Source organism: Candidatus Woesearchaeota archaeon (assembly GCA_026394965.1).
Classification (GTDB): domain Archaea; phylum Nanobdellota; class Nanobdellia; order Woesearchaeales; family 0-14-0-80-44-23; genus JAPLZQ01.
On sequence record JAPLZQ010000032.1, the window covers coordinates 1 to 13173 of the forward strand.

A 13173-nucleotide genomic window follows, 5' to 3' on the forward strand; every position below is an offset into this window, starting at 1 on the left:
GATTGGCCGGACTACACTATCGGGGCGCAAAAAGTAGAATTTGACTGTCATTTTTAAAAGTTTTGTTTTAAGGCAGGATAAAAGGCATTTTTTCTTTGGGAAAAATATTAATACTTATCTTATAATCAATAATCCCATGAAAAGCAAAAGGGAAAGCGGGCTTGAAGGTATTACAAAAGAGATTAAGAGCATTCGTGAACAGGCAGAATACACCCTTCCGGTTTATAGGAAGGATGTGGATAAAATAATTGACACACAGGTAAAAAGCGCCAGTGAAATTGAGAATATTCTTGACTGCCTTCTTGACCTTTGCCTTATTGGAGTCGGCGATGAGGAATTCAAAAGGCTTAACAGCTATTACATGAGCGTGGATTCAGAGAAGGCAAAATCATATGACCAGTTTTACAAGAGCATGTTTGATTAATTCCACTCTGGTTTTTGAATAAGAACAAGTTAAGATGCAGTATTAAAATAATTGAATAAAAAATAAAAATTCAATAAGGAACAGGATTTACTTTTTCTTTCCTGTAATCCTGAATACTTTTGTTCCGCATACAGGGCACACTCCCTTTAATGCTGCCATGCCGTTCTTCATGACAACTTCCTGCGGGTTCTTGATTTCTATTTCTTTCTTGCATTTCATGCATCTTGCAGTTGCCATCTCATTATCACCTTCAAAGTTTTATCATTCAATTAAACTAATCCCAAAAAACCAGCGCCCATTTATAAATTTATTGAAATCAGTTTAAATAAAGGCGTTTTCTCCCGATTTTATTTTTAAAGTTCCTCTTCTTAAAAAACACAACCTTTTTAAAGAGTTGCCCTATTCTGATTTTAGATAATAATTTTAAGGTGCATGAAATGGCTAAAAGAATAGGCGGAATACGAAGAAAGACCCGGCATAAGCTTGCAAGGACAGCGAAAGAGAGGGGGAAGATAAACCTCTCATCATATTTCCAGAAGTTCAGCGTAGGCGATGTGGTTCTTCTCAAGCCAAATCCTGCAATACAGACAGGGCTTTTCCCGTTCAACTTTGTTGGAAGGCACGGCGTAATATGCGGAGAGCAGGGCAAGTGCTACCAGGTTATGGTCAGGGACGGCGGAAAGGAGAAGGTATTCATAGTGCACCCTGTGCACATGCGCGTAATCAGGAATGAATAAGAGCGCGGCAAATTTTTCCATTCTTTTAATCTGCATATAAGCGCAACAGGAAGGCGGGGTAAAAATGGTTGATAGCAAAACTTTGAACGAAAAGCCGATGAGCATGTCTGAGCTGAAAGAGGAAATAGTGAGCATAAAGAAGCGCGACAAGGAAGTGAACTTCAGGGTCACGCAGACAGAAGAATACCTTGAAAGCTTTGTTCACCATCCTGCAAAGGACATAATTGCGCTTAAGAAGGAAATTGAGAAGATGGAGATTCCACGGCTCAAGGAGCAGCACATATGCAAGATTGTTGATATTCTGCCAGACAACATTGATGACCTGAAAACAGTGCTTGAAGGCTATCCGATAACTATAGTTGACAAGAACCTGAAAAGGATTGCTGACTTAGTGAAGGAATTCAAGGAAAAAAAACAGTGATTTTCTGAAAAGGTTTAAATAAGGAAAAACCTTTCACCCACCAGCTTAAAATGGAAGAGAGAAAAATAACCTCAGGACAGGAGAATATGGGAATTGCCCAAAGGCAGGAGCAGAGGGCAGGCTCTGAAAAGGAGGAATATGCAATAGTGCTTGACTTTCTGCCAAACGGCTATCCCTTTGATGAAAGGCCCATGTTCAAGAAAAGCGCAATAGCTCAGGCAGTAGGGAAAAACAGCCTTGCTCTACTTGAGCTTGTTCCAAAGCAGGAAATATTCCTGCAGCCCCATGAAGAGGTTTATATCGGGGACGGCAAGAGGGACAAGATTCACCACATAGTCGGGAGAATGAGGTTTGAAAATCTTACAGCCTCTGCTGTAAAGGAGCTTGAATTCATAGTTATTGAGCATATTAAGGCGAGGGAAAAGGATTTTGTTGAGTTCTTTAACACATCAGGGCCTTTAACCACAAGGATGCACAAGCTTGAGCTTCTTCCAGGACTGGGCAAGAAGAAGATGTGGGAAATCATAGAGGCAAGGGAGACTGAGCCAATCAAGAGTTTTAGTGACCTGAAAGGCAGGATTCACCTTATGCCTGACCCAGTGAAGCTCATAAGCAAGAGAATAATGAAGGAAATGACTGGAAACGAGAAGCACATGCTTTTCGTTCAGTAAATTAAAATAAGGATAAATTCTATTCAGCCTCTTTTTGTATCATGTCAATAAGCTGTCCGTCTGAGAGAAACGCCTCTCTCTTCAGCTCTTCAATTATGTAGTAAACCTGCTTCTCCTGAATCTTGAACTTCCCTTCAAGGTTCTCAAGGAACTCCTCAAGCTCCTTTATGTGCTTGAACACGCCTTCAGCCAGGAAATCAAATCCGTTGTTTATCCTGAAAACTGAGTTTATGTTGTGGTTCTTAATCAGGAATTCCTTCAGCGCATCCTTGTTTTCATGGTCCTCTGCCTTAAGGAGAAGGTTTGCGTGGGTGTAAAAGCCAATCTTTGAGAAGTCAATAAGGCTTGTGTTCTTTCTTATAAGCCCGCCCTCATTTAGCCTCAGCCTGTCATATATTGTTGAGATTGGGATGTGGATTTTCTTGCTCATGTTTGTAAGGCTTTCCCTTGAATTCTTCCTCAGCTCTGAGATGATTAAAAGGTCTTTTTTTGAAATCATTTTTTTTAGCCCCCCGCATTTTTTTTCCGGAAATTTTATCTTATTTCCGTTCTTTCCGGAGATATTACTATATAAGGCGAAAAATTTATATATATCTTTTCCTTATATTTTATATATTGATATATAATTATATAACAACCGGTTACGCTCAGTTGACGCGGAGCTGGTTACGCTCGGCTCGCACGCAATGCGCGGCATAAAGCCTCGCGACCGCGAAATCAATGCCAATCGATATCGCGGACAATGGCGGTTATAATCTCTCGCCAAGAATAATGAAATGCAAAAAAGGTGACACTCATGAAAAGAAAAATAATCCAGCTTGCAGGAAAGACACTTGTAGTTTCAATACCGAGCGCTCTTGCCAAAAAATACGGGCTCTTAAAGGGGCAGGAGATAGAAGTTGAGGAGCAGGGCTCAAAGATTGTCATAAACCTGGGAAACAGCACCTCTATTGAGAAGAAGAGCATAAAAATATCAGGAATGTCTGAGATGCTGGGAAGAGTTGTAGGCGCATTATACAAGGCAGGTTATGATGAGATTGAGATAGAGTTCAGCTCTTCAGATGAGCTGAAGGAGATTCAAAGAACCCTTAACAGGACATGCATTGGTTTTGAGATAGTGAGGCAGGGCGATACAACCCTCACAACAAGAGAGATTTCCAAGCTTGAGCCAGAGCAGTTTGAGGCAGTTCTAAGAAGGCTTTTCCTTTTCCTCCTGACAAGCGCAGATGACTCATTGAAATCAGCTTCCCCATTGAACATTGACGGGCTTAAGAACATAAAGTTAAGGGATGACAATCTCAACAGATTTGCTGATTTCTGCAGGAGGGTTATCAACAAGAACGGCTGTCCTGGATTCAAGAGGACAGCCCCGATATACTTTATTACTGAAGAGCTTGAGAAAATAGGGGATTCTTACAAGGACCTTGCAGAGCATCTGGCTGAAAATAAAACATCACTAAGCAAGAAAACCCTTAATTTATATGGGGAAATAAATTCCTTTTTGAGGGACTTTTACGAGCTTTTCTACTCATTCAATCTTGTGAAATATGAGGAATTTGGAAAGAAAAAAAATAAAATACTGCTTGAGCTTGAAAACCAGATGAAAATTGCGAAGAAAGATGAGGTGATTGTGCTTTCATTCCTGAATAATCTCCTCAACCAGATATTTGACATGAACGGTTCGCTCATTACTTCGTTCATATAATTTTAATTTATTTTAGTTTATTTTAATTTATCATACTTATACTTTAACATTATCTTAATTATTCAGAATTAATAATTCCATTCTTTTAATTCAGACTTTTTTTATGAGCCTTATGAATTCTTCATTCCCTGTATTTCCGATGTAGCCAGTCAGGCTCTGGTAGAGCGTTTCAAGGTTATGCTTCTGAAGCTCGGAAAGCACTTCTGTAAGGAAGAATGCCGCCTGGTCAGCCCTTTTCTGGGCTGACTTGCTTCCTATCTGGTATAAGCAGTTGAAAATCTTGTTTGGCAAATAAAGCTCCACAAGATTATCTTCAAAGCCTGCTCCTTTTCTTCCCCTGTAATTTGCGCTGAATTCCCTTGCATACAACCGAAGAAGCATTTCCTTGTCAACGCCCGTGCAGCCAGGGGACTCAAGAATTCCCGCTATGTCCACCATGGGGTTTGCTATCGTCCTTTTTTCAAGGTCAATCCAGCTTCCGTCCTCAATGAAGTTTGTAAGGTAGGCATCGCCGTGCAGGAAAACCCTTGGAAGCTTCTCAAAGGACTGGGCATATTCAGATGCTTCTTTCAGAAAACTGCCAAGCATTGAATTCTCCCCAAGACGCTTTACAAGCCTTGCCTTGAGGACGCTTATGTAATCAAACTCATCTATTCCAACACGGTAATCCTTTCCAAAATCTTTTACCGCAAAATAGAACCCTGATTTATCCTTCTTTATAAAATCAATCACAGAGGAGTGCATGAGGGCAGAGCTTTCCATGACCTTTTTCAGGCATTCCTCTTTTTCCTTGACGCTTGCCTCCCTGAAAAATTCATCCAGGTTTCTTCCCTCTGTCCTTTTCATAATGTGGTAAAGCCTTCCATCCTCCTCATTTTTGAAAATGAAAAGCGAGGTTGGCGCAATGCTTGGGAAATTATGGCGAACCTTGTTCCTGAAAATGTCTGAAAGGAAAAGGTTTGTGAAATATTCCATGAAAATTCTCTTTTCCTCGCTCTCTGGTTCAATTCCCCTGTTTCTCTTTATCACAATAGTGTCCCTGAGGAATTCGCTTCCCACAAGCTCAAAAACCTCGTTTCTTGAGCTTGGGATTTCCCGGACATTATTGATGAAGCTGTCGCTTTTCACTATTCCTGACAGCCATCCTGAAATCTTATCCCTTGACTTTTCCTTTTGCCCTGAATTTTCAAGGAACATGGAATAAAGAAGCTCAAATTCATGCTTATGCTCTTTTGGTGCAAGCGATATTGTTTTTTCCCAATAGGATATTGACTCGTTGATGTTATTATTGGTGTAATATGCCTGAAATGCCCTTTCCAAAGAATCCTCAAATTCTGAATCGTGCTTGTCAAATAAATATTTCTCACTAAGAGAATCCATAATTTTTGCCAATTTCACGGCAATTTTATTGAGAGGGGTTTTTTCAATTTCTGAAAGCGCTGAGCCCGATTCCCTGTGCTCAAGTATTTTTGAGAGATGATAAATCCCGTTCTTCAAGTCTCCTGTTGCAATTTCATAGTATGAAAGCGCCAATAGGGTTTTTTTGTCTTTGTATCCTGCCTCAAATATCCTTCTCTGGTAATATAATCCTGATTCTCTTCTCTTGTTCCAGTCAGAATGATACCGCACTATATCATTATAAACATAAGGAATCTCATTTTTCCAGAATTCAGTTTCCTCAGGATGAAACCAGCTTGCAACCTTTACTACAGAGGACATTAAAAGCCCGCCGCTCACTAAATTCAGAAATGCCTGGCTTATCAGCTTATTATTGAGTTCTTTTAATTCATTGGAAGTTTTTTCTGCCAGATTGGAAATCTCTTCATTCCCCGGATTTTTGCTGGCAAACTCTGTTACTGAAATTGACGAACCAATAGCATTGCTGTATTCCTGTATTAATTCCTTGTTTAAGAAAAATGAATTTCCTGCCCAAAGAGTCCCTATTGCAAACCCGGCAATCAGATAATTTTTCGCAATACATTTTATGCTCCTTTTTGCAAAAGATTCTTTTTCGATTTTTTTCGGTTTTACCCTGCTTTCATTCCTGCTCATATATGAAAAGAGATAACCCATTGCAGGAAACAGTATGATTTCAGGAATGCTTAATCTGACATCCATTGAAAGAACTGCAGCAAAGTAGCTTATTGGAAGCATTGCCCCAAGAATAACATTGTAATTCCTTATTGGGAGGGATAGTGCGCTTTTAATAATTCCCAGAAATGATTTCTTCTCAGGAACAAGCTCTTCAACTATCCCCTCCAAATCGCCGGATTTTATTGATGAAGCTATCATTTTAGAATTATTATCCTCTTCTCCTAAATCTGGATTAAGGTAGTTCTCTAATGTTTTCTTTTCAGGACCTTCTGCTTCGTTGTCCATGTGGATTCATAAAAACGCAAAGTATATAAGCTTTTTCGTTTTTAACTACTGAATAATAGTTAATAATTGTATTTCATCAGGTGGGAATCAATGAGACGCAGGATTGGGATGATGCTTTCTGCAATAGCCCTTGCAGGCTCAATAGGCTTTTTTGGCTATTCAATTAAAAAATTTGTTTCCCCTGTTATTGAACTATCTGAAAAAGAAGCTGTCTCTTCATATTCTACATCAATGTCCAATTTTTTGGATGCGCAGGAATCCCTTGAAAATTCAAGCTCGCACCTTATGTCCTCAACAATTGCTTCAGACACTGAAAAGCAAATCAATGCAATAGAGCATATTGATGATGCAATAATCTACCTTTCAGAGCCAAAAACAGATTATTCCTTCCAATCAGATGAGCAGGAAAAACTCAAGTATGGATTGGAAATGCTTAATGAGATAAAAGAATCTCTTAACATCTACATTTCCCAGGAAAAAAACGGAGTTTCTGTTCCCAGAGATGCATTTTTAAAAGAGAGGGATTCCATTGATTTGCTGATTGATTCAATGGGGGAATTTGGAATTAAGCAATCAGAAAATTTCTCATCTTTTATAGTTGGGACAAAAAAGAAATATATTGGGCTCATTGAATTGTCCTTTATAGCATCAGGGCTTAGCACAGGATATTTTCTCGGAGAAATTGCCAAGAAGGGCGATGAGATGAATGAGAGATAAGAAATTTAACAGCAATATAAGTTCTTTGGCATTCCGTCCTTTCCAGCTTCTCCGAAAGGATTCCCGAATTTCTCTATGTTTGAAAGCATTTCTCTTATGTCAGGCGGCTCAATCCCCTTTTCAGCAAGCTTCCCCCTGAGCTTTTTCATCATTTCAGGAAGGTCTATTTCAGAAGGGCAGTTCTCAGAGCAGTTCCTGCACATTGTGCAGAAGAACGCCCCGTTTTCATATGATTCTTTCAGCCCCTCATCAAAAAGCGAGAAAAGCACTCCCTTTGCCCCAGAGTATTTTGAGCCGTACCTGTCTGAAAGATTGTGGTAGACAGGGCAGAAGTTCAGGCAGGCGCCGCAGTTTATGCAGTATAATAATTCCTTAAATTCAGAATTGAGAATTTCACTCCTGCCGTTGTCCACAAGCACAAGGTAAAGCTCTTTTGCACCCTGCGCTCCTGTAACCAGCTCATTTTGGATGTCTGCTGTCTTGCTCGGGCCGGATATAACGCTGACATAAACAGGGAATTCCTGCCCTGTTCCATATACTGCTGCGCATCTTGCAACATGAATTGCATCCTCAATTGTCGGGACAATCTTGTCAAATGATGAAATCACTATGTGCTTGTCCGGAATCCTTGAGACAAGGGAGATATTGCCCTCATTTTCAAGGATTACTATGCTTCCGTCAGCTGTCAATGCATTTGCGCCTGTTATCCAAACCTTTGCACCCTCAATCTTTTTTCTCAGGTGCTGCCTTACAAACGCAACAATCGCCTCTTTTTCAGGCTTGACATGCCCGCCGAATTTTTTCCTTATTGTTTCAGAGATTTTTTCAGGAGTCAAGTGAAGAGCAGGAAGCACTGGATGGATGTCCCTTTCAGAAGATATCTGAACAAGAAAATCCCCGGTGTCTGTTTCAACCAGTTCCTTGTCCTTCAGCGCATCTTTCAGCCCGATTTCATTTGCAGTGTTTGATTTTGATTTTATGATTAATTTTTCCTTTCCTATTATCTCCCTTATTTTTTCAACTGCCTCTTTTGAGGATTTTGCCTCAATCACATGAATCCCGTTTTTTTCAAAATTCCCAACTGCCTTCTTCTTAAGTTCAGAGATGTTTAAGATTGAGTATTCCTTTATCTTTCTGAGTTTTTCCCTGAGCTCTTCCTTTGGATAATTCTCAAATACCTTTTCCCTCTTGTCCTTGTAGGAATACATAACAGGAAGAATAACTGACTTCACATTTTCCTTTTCCTTCAGTTCTTTTGAAAGGTCGTCCATTTTAACCGTCATTCGCAAATAATCCATTTACTTTTTTTTACTTTTTCTTATTTAATATAATCTGGCTTAATTCCATAACCTCAAAACCATGCGCATTCTCCTTTAAGTTGAAGTAGCACATCGGGCATGCAGTAACAAGAACTTTTGCTCCTGTTTCCCTTGCCATCTGAATCCTTTCCTTTCCAATGCTTGCTGCAAGCTTCGGGTAATTTGACCTTACGCCAGCACCTCCGCCGCAGCATACTGCGTTTTCCCTTGTTAGCTTCATTTCCCTGATTTTTGCTCCTGTGCTCCTGATTATGTCTCTGGGCTCTTCATAAATCTTCATGTGCCTTCCGAGATGGCATGGGTCATGATATGTTACTTCAAGAGAATTCTCTTCAGGTTTGATTTTCCCTTTCTTTATCGCCCTTGCTATTGTAACAGACATGTGCTCTGCTTTTATGTCCCATCCTGGGACAAGCTTTGGATAATCATTTGAGAATGTCTTATAGCATGCCGGGCACGCAGTTATTATCTTTGTTATCCCTTGCTCCTTGAAAAGCCTGAAATTCTTTTCTGCAATGACTTTTGCCTCTTTCTCATGCCCTGAATTAAGAACAGGGCTTCCGCAGCAGAGCTCAGCATCCTTAAGCTGTATGAAATCAACTCCTGCCTTCCCGAGGATTTCCCTGTAATTTTCCTCAATTTCCTTTCCCACAAACTTGGTGAGGCATCCTGGGTAATAAAGGATGTTCTCTGTCCTGAAAATCCTGCTGAGTATTCCCATTTTTTTATTCTCCTAAATCACTCCAAAAAGCATAAGGAGTCCAAGTGTTATCATCATCAATCCCATTGAAAGCCTGAGCCACTTTCTCTTGTCCAGGCGCCAGTGCTCAACCCTTTCCGGCGGTATTCCCTTGTAGACAACTGAAAGAATCACTATAAGCGGAAGCACAAAGATTATGTTGTAAAGTATAAGGTATGGAAGCCCGGAAATAAGGCTCATCCTGCTGCTGAGAAGCCCGAGTATTGCAAGATAAACTCCCCCTGTGCACGGAAGCTCAAACATGCTCACAAGCGCTCCAAGGATTATTGCAGCCGGAATAGACGCCTTCTGGACATATTTCTTGATTATAGGCTGTTTGGATTCAGGTATTGCAAGAGTTATTCCCTTTCCGTACCAGAAGAAATCCTTTACATTTATGAGCCCTGCTGCAATTGCAATTATTGCTGCGATTGTGTAGACAATCTTTGTCAGCCCTGTTGACTGTATGAAAATAAAAAGCCCCAATCCTGAGAGCAGGTAAACCATGAACACAACTGCTATGTAAGTGAACCCCACTTTCAATATCCTTTTTCTCGCGCCAAGCGCAAGAAGGTAGACTAAAAGAAAAATCATGACAGAAAATGCGCATGGATTAATGCTGTCTATAAGCGCTGCTGAGACTATTGCAGGAATTGTCAGCCTTACATTTGTTGAAGGGGAAACCTCATGCTTTGTTGCCTCTGACTTTTTGTATGTTTCAGGGCACACCGGAGGATTTTCCATGAATTCCTTAATGCTGTTCTCAAGATTTTCCTTTATTGTCTTGTCTCCGACAAGAGCCCTGTCTCCTATGAAAACAGAAGGCACTCCCCTCTGGATTATCCCGTACCTGCTGTTAAAATCATTAAAAAGATTATAATTGCTCTCATTGAAGTAAACCTCAAATGCCTTTAGCTTTGTTTCATTGTATTTTGCAGTAAGCTCCTCAATAAGGGGCTCGACATTTGCGCAGTGCGGGCAGTTCAGCCCGTAGAAGAAGTAGATGCATATCCCTTCCTCTGCATTAACATTTTCAAGCCCGCCTTCAAAGCTTGTTGAATTTGCTGTATTGTTGAGCGTTCCATCGCATGTTGGTGCAGCTGCTTCGCACACATCAGCTGCAGCAGCGCTTCCTATGGCTGCCACTGCAAAAATCAAGGCAAATATCATTGCAATTCCAAATTTTTCAGCATTTTTCATTTTGATTTCCTTTTAATTTCCCTGTCATGGGTTAACCCGGGCAAGTTTTAAACTTTTCTAAACATTCAGCCCATTTCAAAGCTTTCTCATTTTTCTTATGGTATTACATTGCTTGAAACCATTTATAAATCTTTGTTTCAAAAAATGAAATCGTATAAAACTGCATTTTTTTTCTAATAAATATTAAAAAGACGAAAAATCAGAATAATATGAATAAAACAAATAAAATGAAAATGGCAGTTCAGCTGCTCTTCCCATTAAAAAGCTCGCTTAATTCCCTTGATGCGCTTATCTTCCTTGTCTTTCCGTATTTTTCAGAGCTGACAAGCCCCTTTTCAGAAAGCCGCTTTATGGTTCTTGTGGTTTTTACCTTGTCAAGCCCTGTTGTCCTTGAGATTTCTGACTGGAGCATGCTTCCCCTGTTTCCGATTATTGCCTTCATTATCTTTTTTTCATTCTGCTCAAGGAAATTAAGGGTAAGCCCAATGTTTCTTATTGCGCTGTCTTCCTTTGCTTTTCTGCTGTATGAAACCACAAATGCAACTATTGCCCCTGTGAACGTGCCCATTGTTATTAATCCCATCACAATAAGCTCAATAGGAATCTTGCATCCGCATGTTGTGCTCAGGTTGTAGTTCTTCTGCATGTAAAAGAAAGAGTAGACAACAGTTCCGACAAATAGAACAAAAAGCCCGATTATGATTAGAAGGTTCCTCAGCTGCTCATTCATATAAACAGGAAAGGGCGCTGTTTTTAAAAAGCTTTTCAATGCTGATTTAAAAAACAAAACCAATATATACTAAATGCTTAGAATAATCATTTCTGGATAAAAATGGTTAAGATACTGCTGGACACGAATTTTCTCATGATTCCAATACAGTTCAGGGTTGACATATTCACTGAGCTTCAGCGCCTCTTGAACTGCAAATACGAGCTTTTCACCCTTGACCTGAATGTTGAGGAGCTTAAGTTTGCTGCAAAGAACGGGAGCATGGCTGACAAGAAGGCTGCAAAAGTCGCTCTTTTGCTCATAGAAAAGAAAGGGGTTTCTATATTAAAAACAAAAAGATTTTTAAATAGGGCTGAAAACCCTCACGATGTCGACAGCTGCATAGTTGAGTATGCCAAAGAGGGCTACAGCGTCGCAACACAGGACAAGGGGCTAAGGGACAGGATAAAAGCCTGCTTCCCTTTTGCAAGCCAGCCGATAATAGTCCTGAGAAAGAAGAAATACCTTATTAAAATCTAGGATATGGCAGTTAAAAACCTTTGAAAGGTGGTAAGATGTTTTACAGGATTGAAGTCAAGGATTATATCAGAGTGCCTCCGGAGCTTTTCGGCGAATCAGCAGAAAATGCAATTCTGAAGAGGGTTAAGAGCAAATATGAGGGGGTTGTCTCAAAGGATTTGGGCTCTGTCATAGATGTCTCAAAGGTAATTGGAATAAAGGAGGGAGTGATAATCCCGGGAGACGGGGCAGCTTATTACGAAACTGAGTTTGAGCTTATCACATTCAAGCCGGAAATGAAGGAAGTGGTGTTCGGAAAAATCAAGGACATTGCTGACTTCGGCGCATTCGTCTCAATGGGAGCAATGGAGGGAATGGTCCACATCTCCCAGACAATGGATGATTTCGTGAGCTTCAGCAAGGACAAGACGCTTGCAGGAAAAGACAGCAAGAGAGTGCTCAAGCTTGGAGACCTCTGCAAGGCAAGAGTGATTGCAGTAAGCTTCAAGGATGCCTCAAACCCGAAAATCGGGCTTACAATGAGGCAGCCCTGGCTTGGAAAGCTTGAGTGGATGGGAGAGCCAATAATCAAGCCTGAATTGCCGAAAAAAAAGGAAAAGAAGCGCGACAAAAGGCAAAAAGAAGAATAATCCTTAAAACTTGAAGAGGAGATAAAATGAGAAAAAAAGTTTGCAAACAGTGCAAAATCATGGTAACAGGAGACAAGTGCCCCATTTGCAACGGCAATGACTTCAGCACAAACTTCCAGGGAAGAATCTACATAGTTGACCCTGTGAAGTCAAAGGTTGCGCAGAAATTGAACATTGAGGCAAAGGGAGAATACGCGCTAAAAGTCAGATAAAATCTAAAAAACAAAAGGATGGTTGCAATGGAAGTAATTATAACCGAAAAAAAGGAAAATCCGCTTTTTTCAAGAACAGAGATAAATGCAGAGGCAGCTTTTACCGGGGTAACTCCTTCACGAAAAGAGCTTCTCTCTGCAATAGTAAGTAAGTCAGGAAGCAAGCCAGAGCTTGTTTCAATAAGAGAAATCAGGCAGTTATTCGGCGGAAAGAAAATTCAGATAAAAGCAAACATCTACAAGAGTGAAGAGCAGCTCAAGAAGATAGAGCCAGCTTACCTTTCTGAAAGGAATTCCGGGAAGAAGAAAAAGGCAGAGGGCGAAGCCAAACCCAAATAATGGCATAAAATCAAACTTTTTATAAAAAGAGTGTTTCATTATAAGGAGAGTGTTTCATAATGGCTGAACAGAAAAGCGAAAAGAAGTCTGAAAAGAAGAAGGCAAAAACAACCAAGGTGTATTCCTACTATACCGCATCCGGCTCAAGCCTTGAAAGGAAAAAGAGGACATGCCCCAAGTGCGGAGACGGCTTTTTCATGTCCGAGCACAAAGACAGGTTTTCCTGCGGCAAGTGCGGATACACTGAGTTCAAGAAGCAGTGAAACAATAATGAATAAGATAATTTAAAGAATTTTTTTAATTATAATTATTAAATTCGTTTTCTTATAAAACACCGCCGTACCGTTAATTATAATTATAAAAAAGCGTTTTCGTTTCGTATTCGTCAGCATAAGAAAACAACGTTGTTTCTGTAATTATAATAATTATTAA

Annotated in this window: 18 protein-coding genes; 11 read left to right on the top strand and 7 right to left on the bottom strand. The window is 40.2% G+C overall.

Annotated elements, in window-relative coordinates; all coding sequences use genetic code 11:
* Positions 1 to 136 precede the first annotated feature (136 nt).
* Positions 137 to 424, top strand: a complete 288-nt coding sequence (locus NTV63_01360) for a hypothetical protein (GenBank protein MCX6709586.1) — start codon at positions 137 to 139, stop codon at positions 422 to 424.
* Positions 425 to 511: 87 nt separating this feature from the next.
* Here the strand turns inward: NTV63_01360 and NTV63_01365 are convergent, their stop codons facing one another.
* Positions 512 to 661, bottom strand: coding sequence for a DUF5679 domain-containing protein (locus NTV63_01365; protein ID MCX6709587.1), 150 nt, complete (start codon positions 659 to 661; stop codon positions 512 to 514).
* A gap of 200 nt (positions 662 to 861) precedes the next feature.
* Here NTV63_01365 and NTV63_01370 point away from each other — a divergent pair, with 200 nt between their 5' ends.
* From NTV63_01370 to NTV63_01380, 3 genes are all read left to right on the top strand, one after another.
* Entirely contained in the window at positions 862 to 1161 is a 300-nt protein-coding gene (locus tag NTV63_01370; GenBank protein MCX6709588.1) for a 50S ribosomal protein L21e, read from the top strand.
* Between the two features lie 64 nt (positions 1162 to 1225).
* A complete protein-coding gene (locus NTV63_01375) occupies positions 1226 to 1582 on the top strand; it encodes a hypothetical protein (GenBank protein ID MCX6709589.1) in 357 nt (118 codons plus the stop codon).
* A gap of 50 nt (positions 1583 to 1632) precedes the next feature.
* On the top strand, positions 1633 to 2253 hold the full coding sequence (locus NTV63_01380; protein ID MCX6709590.1) for a DUF655 domain-containing protein: 621 nt from the start codon (positions 1633 to 1635) through the stop codon (positions 2251 to 2253).
* Between the two features lie 19 nt (positions 2254 to 2272).
* Here NTV63_01380 and NTV63_01385 read toward each other — a convergent pair whose 3' ends face one another.
* Positions 2273 to 2752: a hypothetical protein gene (locus tag NTV63_01385; GenBank protein ID MCX6709591.1), complete on the bottom strand. Its 480-nt coding sequence runs from the start codon at positions 2750 to 2752 to the stop codon at positions 2273 to 2275.
* 297 nt (positions 2753 to 3049) lie between these two features.
* On the opposite strand from NTV63_01385, the gene NTV63_01390 reads away from it, so the two are divergent.
* Positions 3050 to 3958, top strand: a complete 909-nt coding sequence (locus NTV63_01390) for an AbrB/MazE/SpoVT family DNA-binding domain-containing protein (protein MCX6709592.1) — start codon at positions 3050 to 3052, stop codon at positions 3956 to 3958.
* A gap of 90 nt (positions 3959 to 4048) precedes the next feature.
* On the opposite strand, the gene NTV63_01395 is transcribed toward NTV63_01390, so the two are convergent.
* Positions 4049 to 6337 carry a hypothetical protein gene (locus NTV63_01395; GenBank protein ID MCX6709593.1) on the bottom strand — a complete coding sequence of 763 codons (2289 nt, stop codon included), beginning with the start codon at positions 6335 to 6337 and terminating at the stop codon, positions 4049 to 4051.
* A gap of 90 nt (positions 6338 to 6427) precedes the next feature.
* Between NTV63_01395 and NTV63_01400 the strand changes: the two genes are divergently transcribed.
* Positions 6428 to 7054: a hypothetical protein gene (locus tag NTV63_01400; protein ID MCX6709594.1), complete on the top strand. Its 627-nt coding sequence runs from the start codon at positions 6428 to 6430 to the stop codon at positions 7052 to 7054.
* A gap of 5 nt (positions 7055 to 7059) precedes the next feature.
* Here the strand turns inward: NTV63_01400 and NTV63_01405 are convergent, their stop codons facing one another.
* The 4 genes from NTV63_01405 to NTV63_01420 form a co-directional block, all read right to left on the bottom strand.
* On the bottom strand, positions 7060 to 8337 hold the full coding sequence (locus NTV63_01405; protein ID MCX6709595.1) for an LUD domain-containing protein: 1278 nt from the start codon (positions 8335 to 8337) through the stop codon (positions 7060 to 7062).
* A gap of 25 nt (positions 8338 to 8362) precedes the next feature.
* A complete protein-coding gene (locus NTV63_01410) occupies positions 8363 to 9094 on the bottom strand; it encodes a (Fe-S)-binding protein (GenBank protein ID MCX6709596.1) in 732 nt (243 codons plus the stop codon).
* 12 nt (positions 9095 to 9106) lie between these two features.
* Positions 9107 to 10312: a hypothetical protein gene (locus tag NTV63_01415; GenBank protein ID MCX6709597.1), complete on the bottom strand. Its 1206-nt coding sequence runs from the start codon at positions 10310 to 10312 to the stop codon at positions 9107 to 9109.
* Positions 10313 to 10553: 241 nt separating this feature from the next.
* Complete coding sequence (locus NTV63_01420; GenBank protein ID MCX6709598.1) at positions 10554 to 11042, bottom strand: winged helix-turn-helix transcriptional regulator; 489 nt, start codon at positions 11040 to 11042, stop codon at positions 10554 to 10556.
* Between the two features lie 102 nt (positions 11043 to 11144).
* On the opposite strand from NTV63_01420, the gene NTV63_01425 reads away from it, so the two are divergent.
* From NTV63_01425 to NTV63_01445, 5 genes are read left to right on the top strand one after another with little or no spacing between them, the layout of a single operon-like run.
* The gene (locus NTV63_01425; protein ID MCX6709599.1) at positions 11145 to 11561 is read left to right on the top strand and encodes a hypothetical protein; all 417 of its coding nucleotides are present in this window, start codon (positions 11145 to 11147) and stop codon (positions 11559 to 11561) included.
* Between the two features lie 35 nt (positions 11562 to 11596).
* Positions 11597 to 12190 carry a DNA-directed RNA polymerase gene (locus tag NTV63_01430; protein ID MCX6709600.1) on the top strand — a complete coding sequence of 198 codons (594 nt, stop codon included), beginning with the start codon at positions 11597 to 11599 and terminating at the stop codon, positions 12188 to 12190.
* Between the two features lie 26 nt (positions 12191 to 12216).
* Complete coding sequence (locus tag NTV63_01435; GenBank protein ID MCX6709601.1) at positions 12217 to 12402, top strand: DNA-directed RNA polymerase subunit E''; 186 nt, start codon at positions 12217 to 12219, stop codon at positions 12400 to 12402.
* Positions 12403 to 12429: 27 nt separating this feature from the next.
* Positions 12430 to 12741: a 30S ribosomal protein S24e gene (locus NTV63_01440; GenBank protein MCX6709602.1), complete on the top strand. Its 312-nt coding sequence runs from the start codon at positions 12430 to 12432 to the stop codon at positions 12739 to 12741.
* A 59-nt stretch (positions 12742 to 12800) separates the two neighbouring features.
* Positions 12801 to 13004, top strand: a complete 204-nt coding sequence (locus NTV63_01445) for a 30S ribosomal protein S27ae (GenBank protein MCX6709603.1) — start codon at positions 12801 to 12803, stop codon at positions 13002 to 13004.
* The last annotated feature ends 169 nt before the right edge of the window (positions 13005 to 13173 follow it).

What these genes read in the sequence shown, in the direction of transcription:
- NTV63_01415 (MCX6709597.1), bottom strand. Translation starts at nt 10,312, where the DNA reads ATGAAAAATGCTGAAAAATTTGGAATTGCAATGATATTTGCCTTGATT.
- NTV63_01360 (MCX6709586.1), top strand. Translation starts at nt 137, where the DNA reads ATGAAAAGCAAAAGGGAAAGCGGGCTTGAAGGTATTACAAAAGAGATT.
- NTV63_01440 (MCX6709602.1), top strand. Translation starts at nt 12,430, where the DNA reads ATGGAAGTAATTATAACCGAAAAAAAGGAAAATCCGCTTTTTTCAAGA.
- NTV63_01390 (MCX6709592.1), top strand. Translation starts at nt 3,050, where the DNA reads ATGAAAAGAAAAATAATCCAGCTTGCAGGAAAGACACTTGTAGTTTCA.
- NTV63_01445 (MCX6709603.1), top strand. Translation starts at nt 12,801, where the DNA reads ATGGCTGAACAGAAAAGCGAAAAGAAGTCTGAAAAGAAGAAGGCAAAA.
- NTV63_01380 (MCX6709590.1), top strand. Translation starts at nt 1,633, where the DNA reads ATGGAAGAGAGAAAAATAACCTCAGGACAGGAGAATATGGGAATTGCC.
- NTV63_01385 (MCX6709591.1), bottom strand. Translation starts at nt 2,752, where the DNA reads ATGATTTCAAAAAAAGACCTTTTAATCATCTCAGAGCTGAGGAAGAAT.
- NTV63_01365 (MCX6709587.1), bottom strand. Translation starts at nt 661, where the DNA reads ATGGCAACTGCAAGATGCATGAAATGCAAGAAAGAAATAGAAATCAAG.
- NTV63_01420 (MCX6709598.1), bottom strand. Translation starts at nt 11,042, where the DNA reads ATGAATGAGCAGCTGAGGAACCTTCTAATCATAATCGGGCTTTTTGTT.
- NTV63_01395 (MCX6709593.1), bottom strand. Translation starts at nt 6,337, where the DNA reads ATGGACAACGAAGCAGAAGGTCCTGAAAAGAAAACATTAGAGAACTAC.
- NTV63_01370 (MCX6709588.1), top strand. Translation starts at nt 862, where the DNA reads ATGGCTAAAAGAATAGGCGGAATACGAAGAAAGACCCGGCATAAGCTT.
- NTV63_01425 (MCX6709599.1), top strand. Translation starts at nt 11,145, where the DNA reads ATGGTTAAGATACTGCTGGACACGAATTTTCTCATGATTCCAATACAG.
- NTV63_01405 (MCX6709595.1), bottom strand. Translation starts at nt 8,337, where the DNA reads ATGACGGTTAAAATGGACGACCTTTCAAAAGAACTGAAGGAAAAGGAA.
- NTV63_01375 (MCX6709589.1), top strand. Translation starts at nt 1,226, where the DNA reads ATGGTTGATAGCAAAACTTTGAACGAAAAGCCGATGAGCATGTCTGAG.
- NTV63_01435 (MCX6709601.1), top strand. Translation starts at nt 12,217, where the DNA reads ATGAGAAAAAAAGTTTGCAAACAGTGCAAAATCATGGTAACAGGAGAC.
- NTV63_01400 (MCX6709594.1), top strand. Translation starts at nt 6,428, where the DNA reads ATGAGACGCAGGATTGGGATGATGCTTTCTGCAATAGCCCTTGCAGGC.
- NTV63_01410 (MCX6709596.1), bottom strand. Translation starts at nt 9,094, where the DNA reads ATGGGAATACTCAGCAGGATTTTCAGGACAGAGAACATCCTTTATTAC.
- NTV63_01430 (MCX6709600.1), top strand. Translation starts at nt 11,597, where the DNA reads ATGTTTTACAGGATTGAAGTCAAGGATTATATCAGAGTGCCTCCGGAG.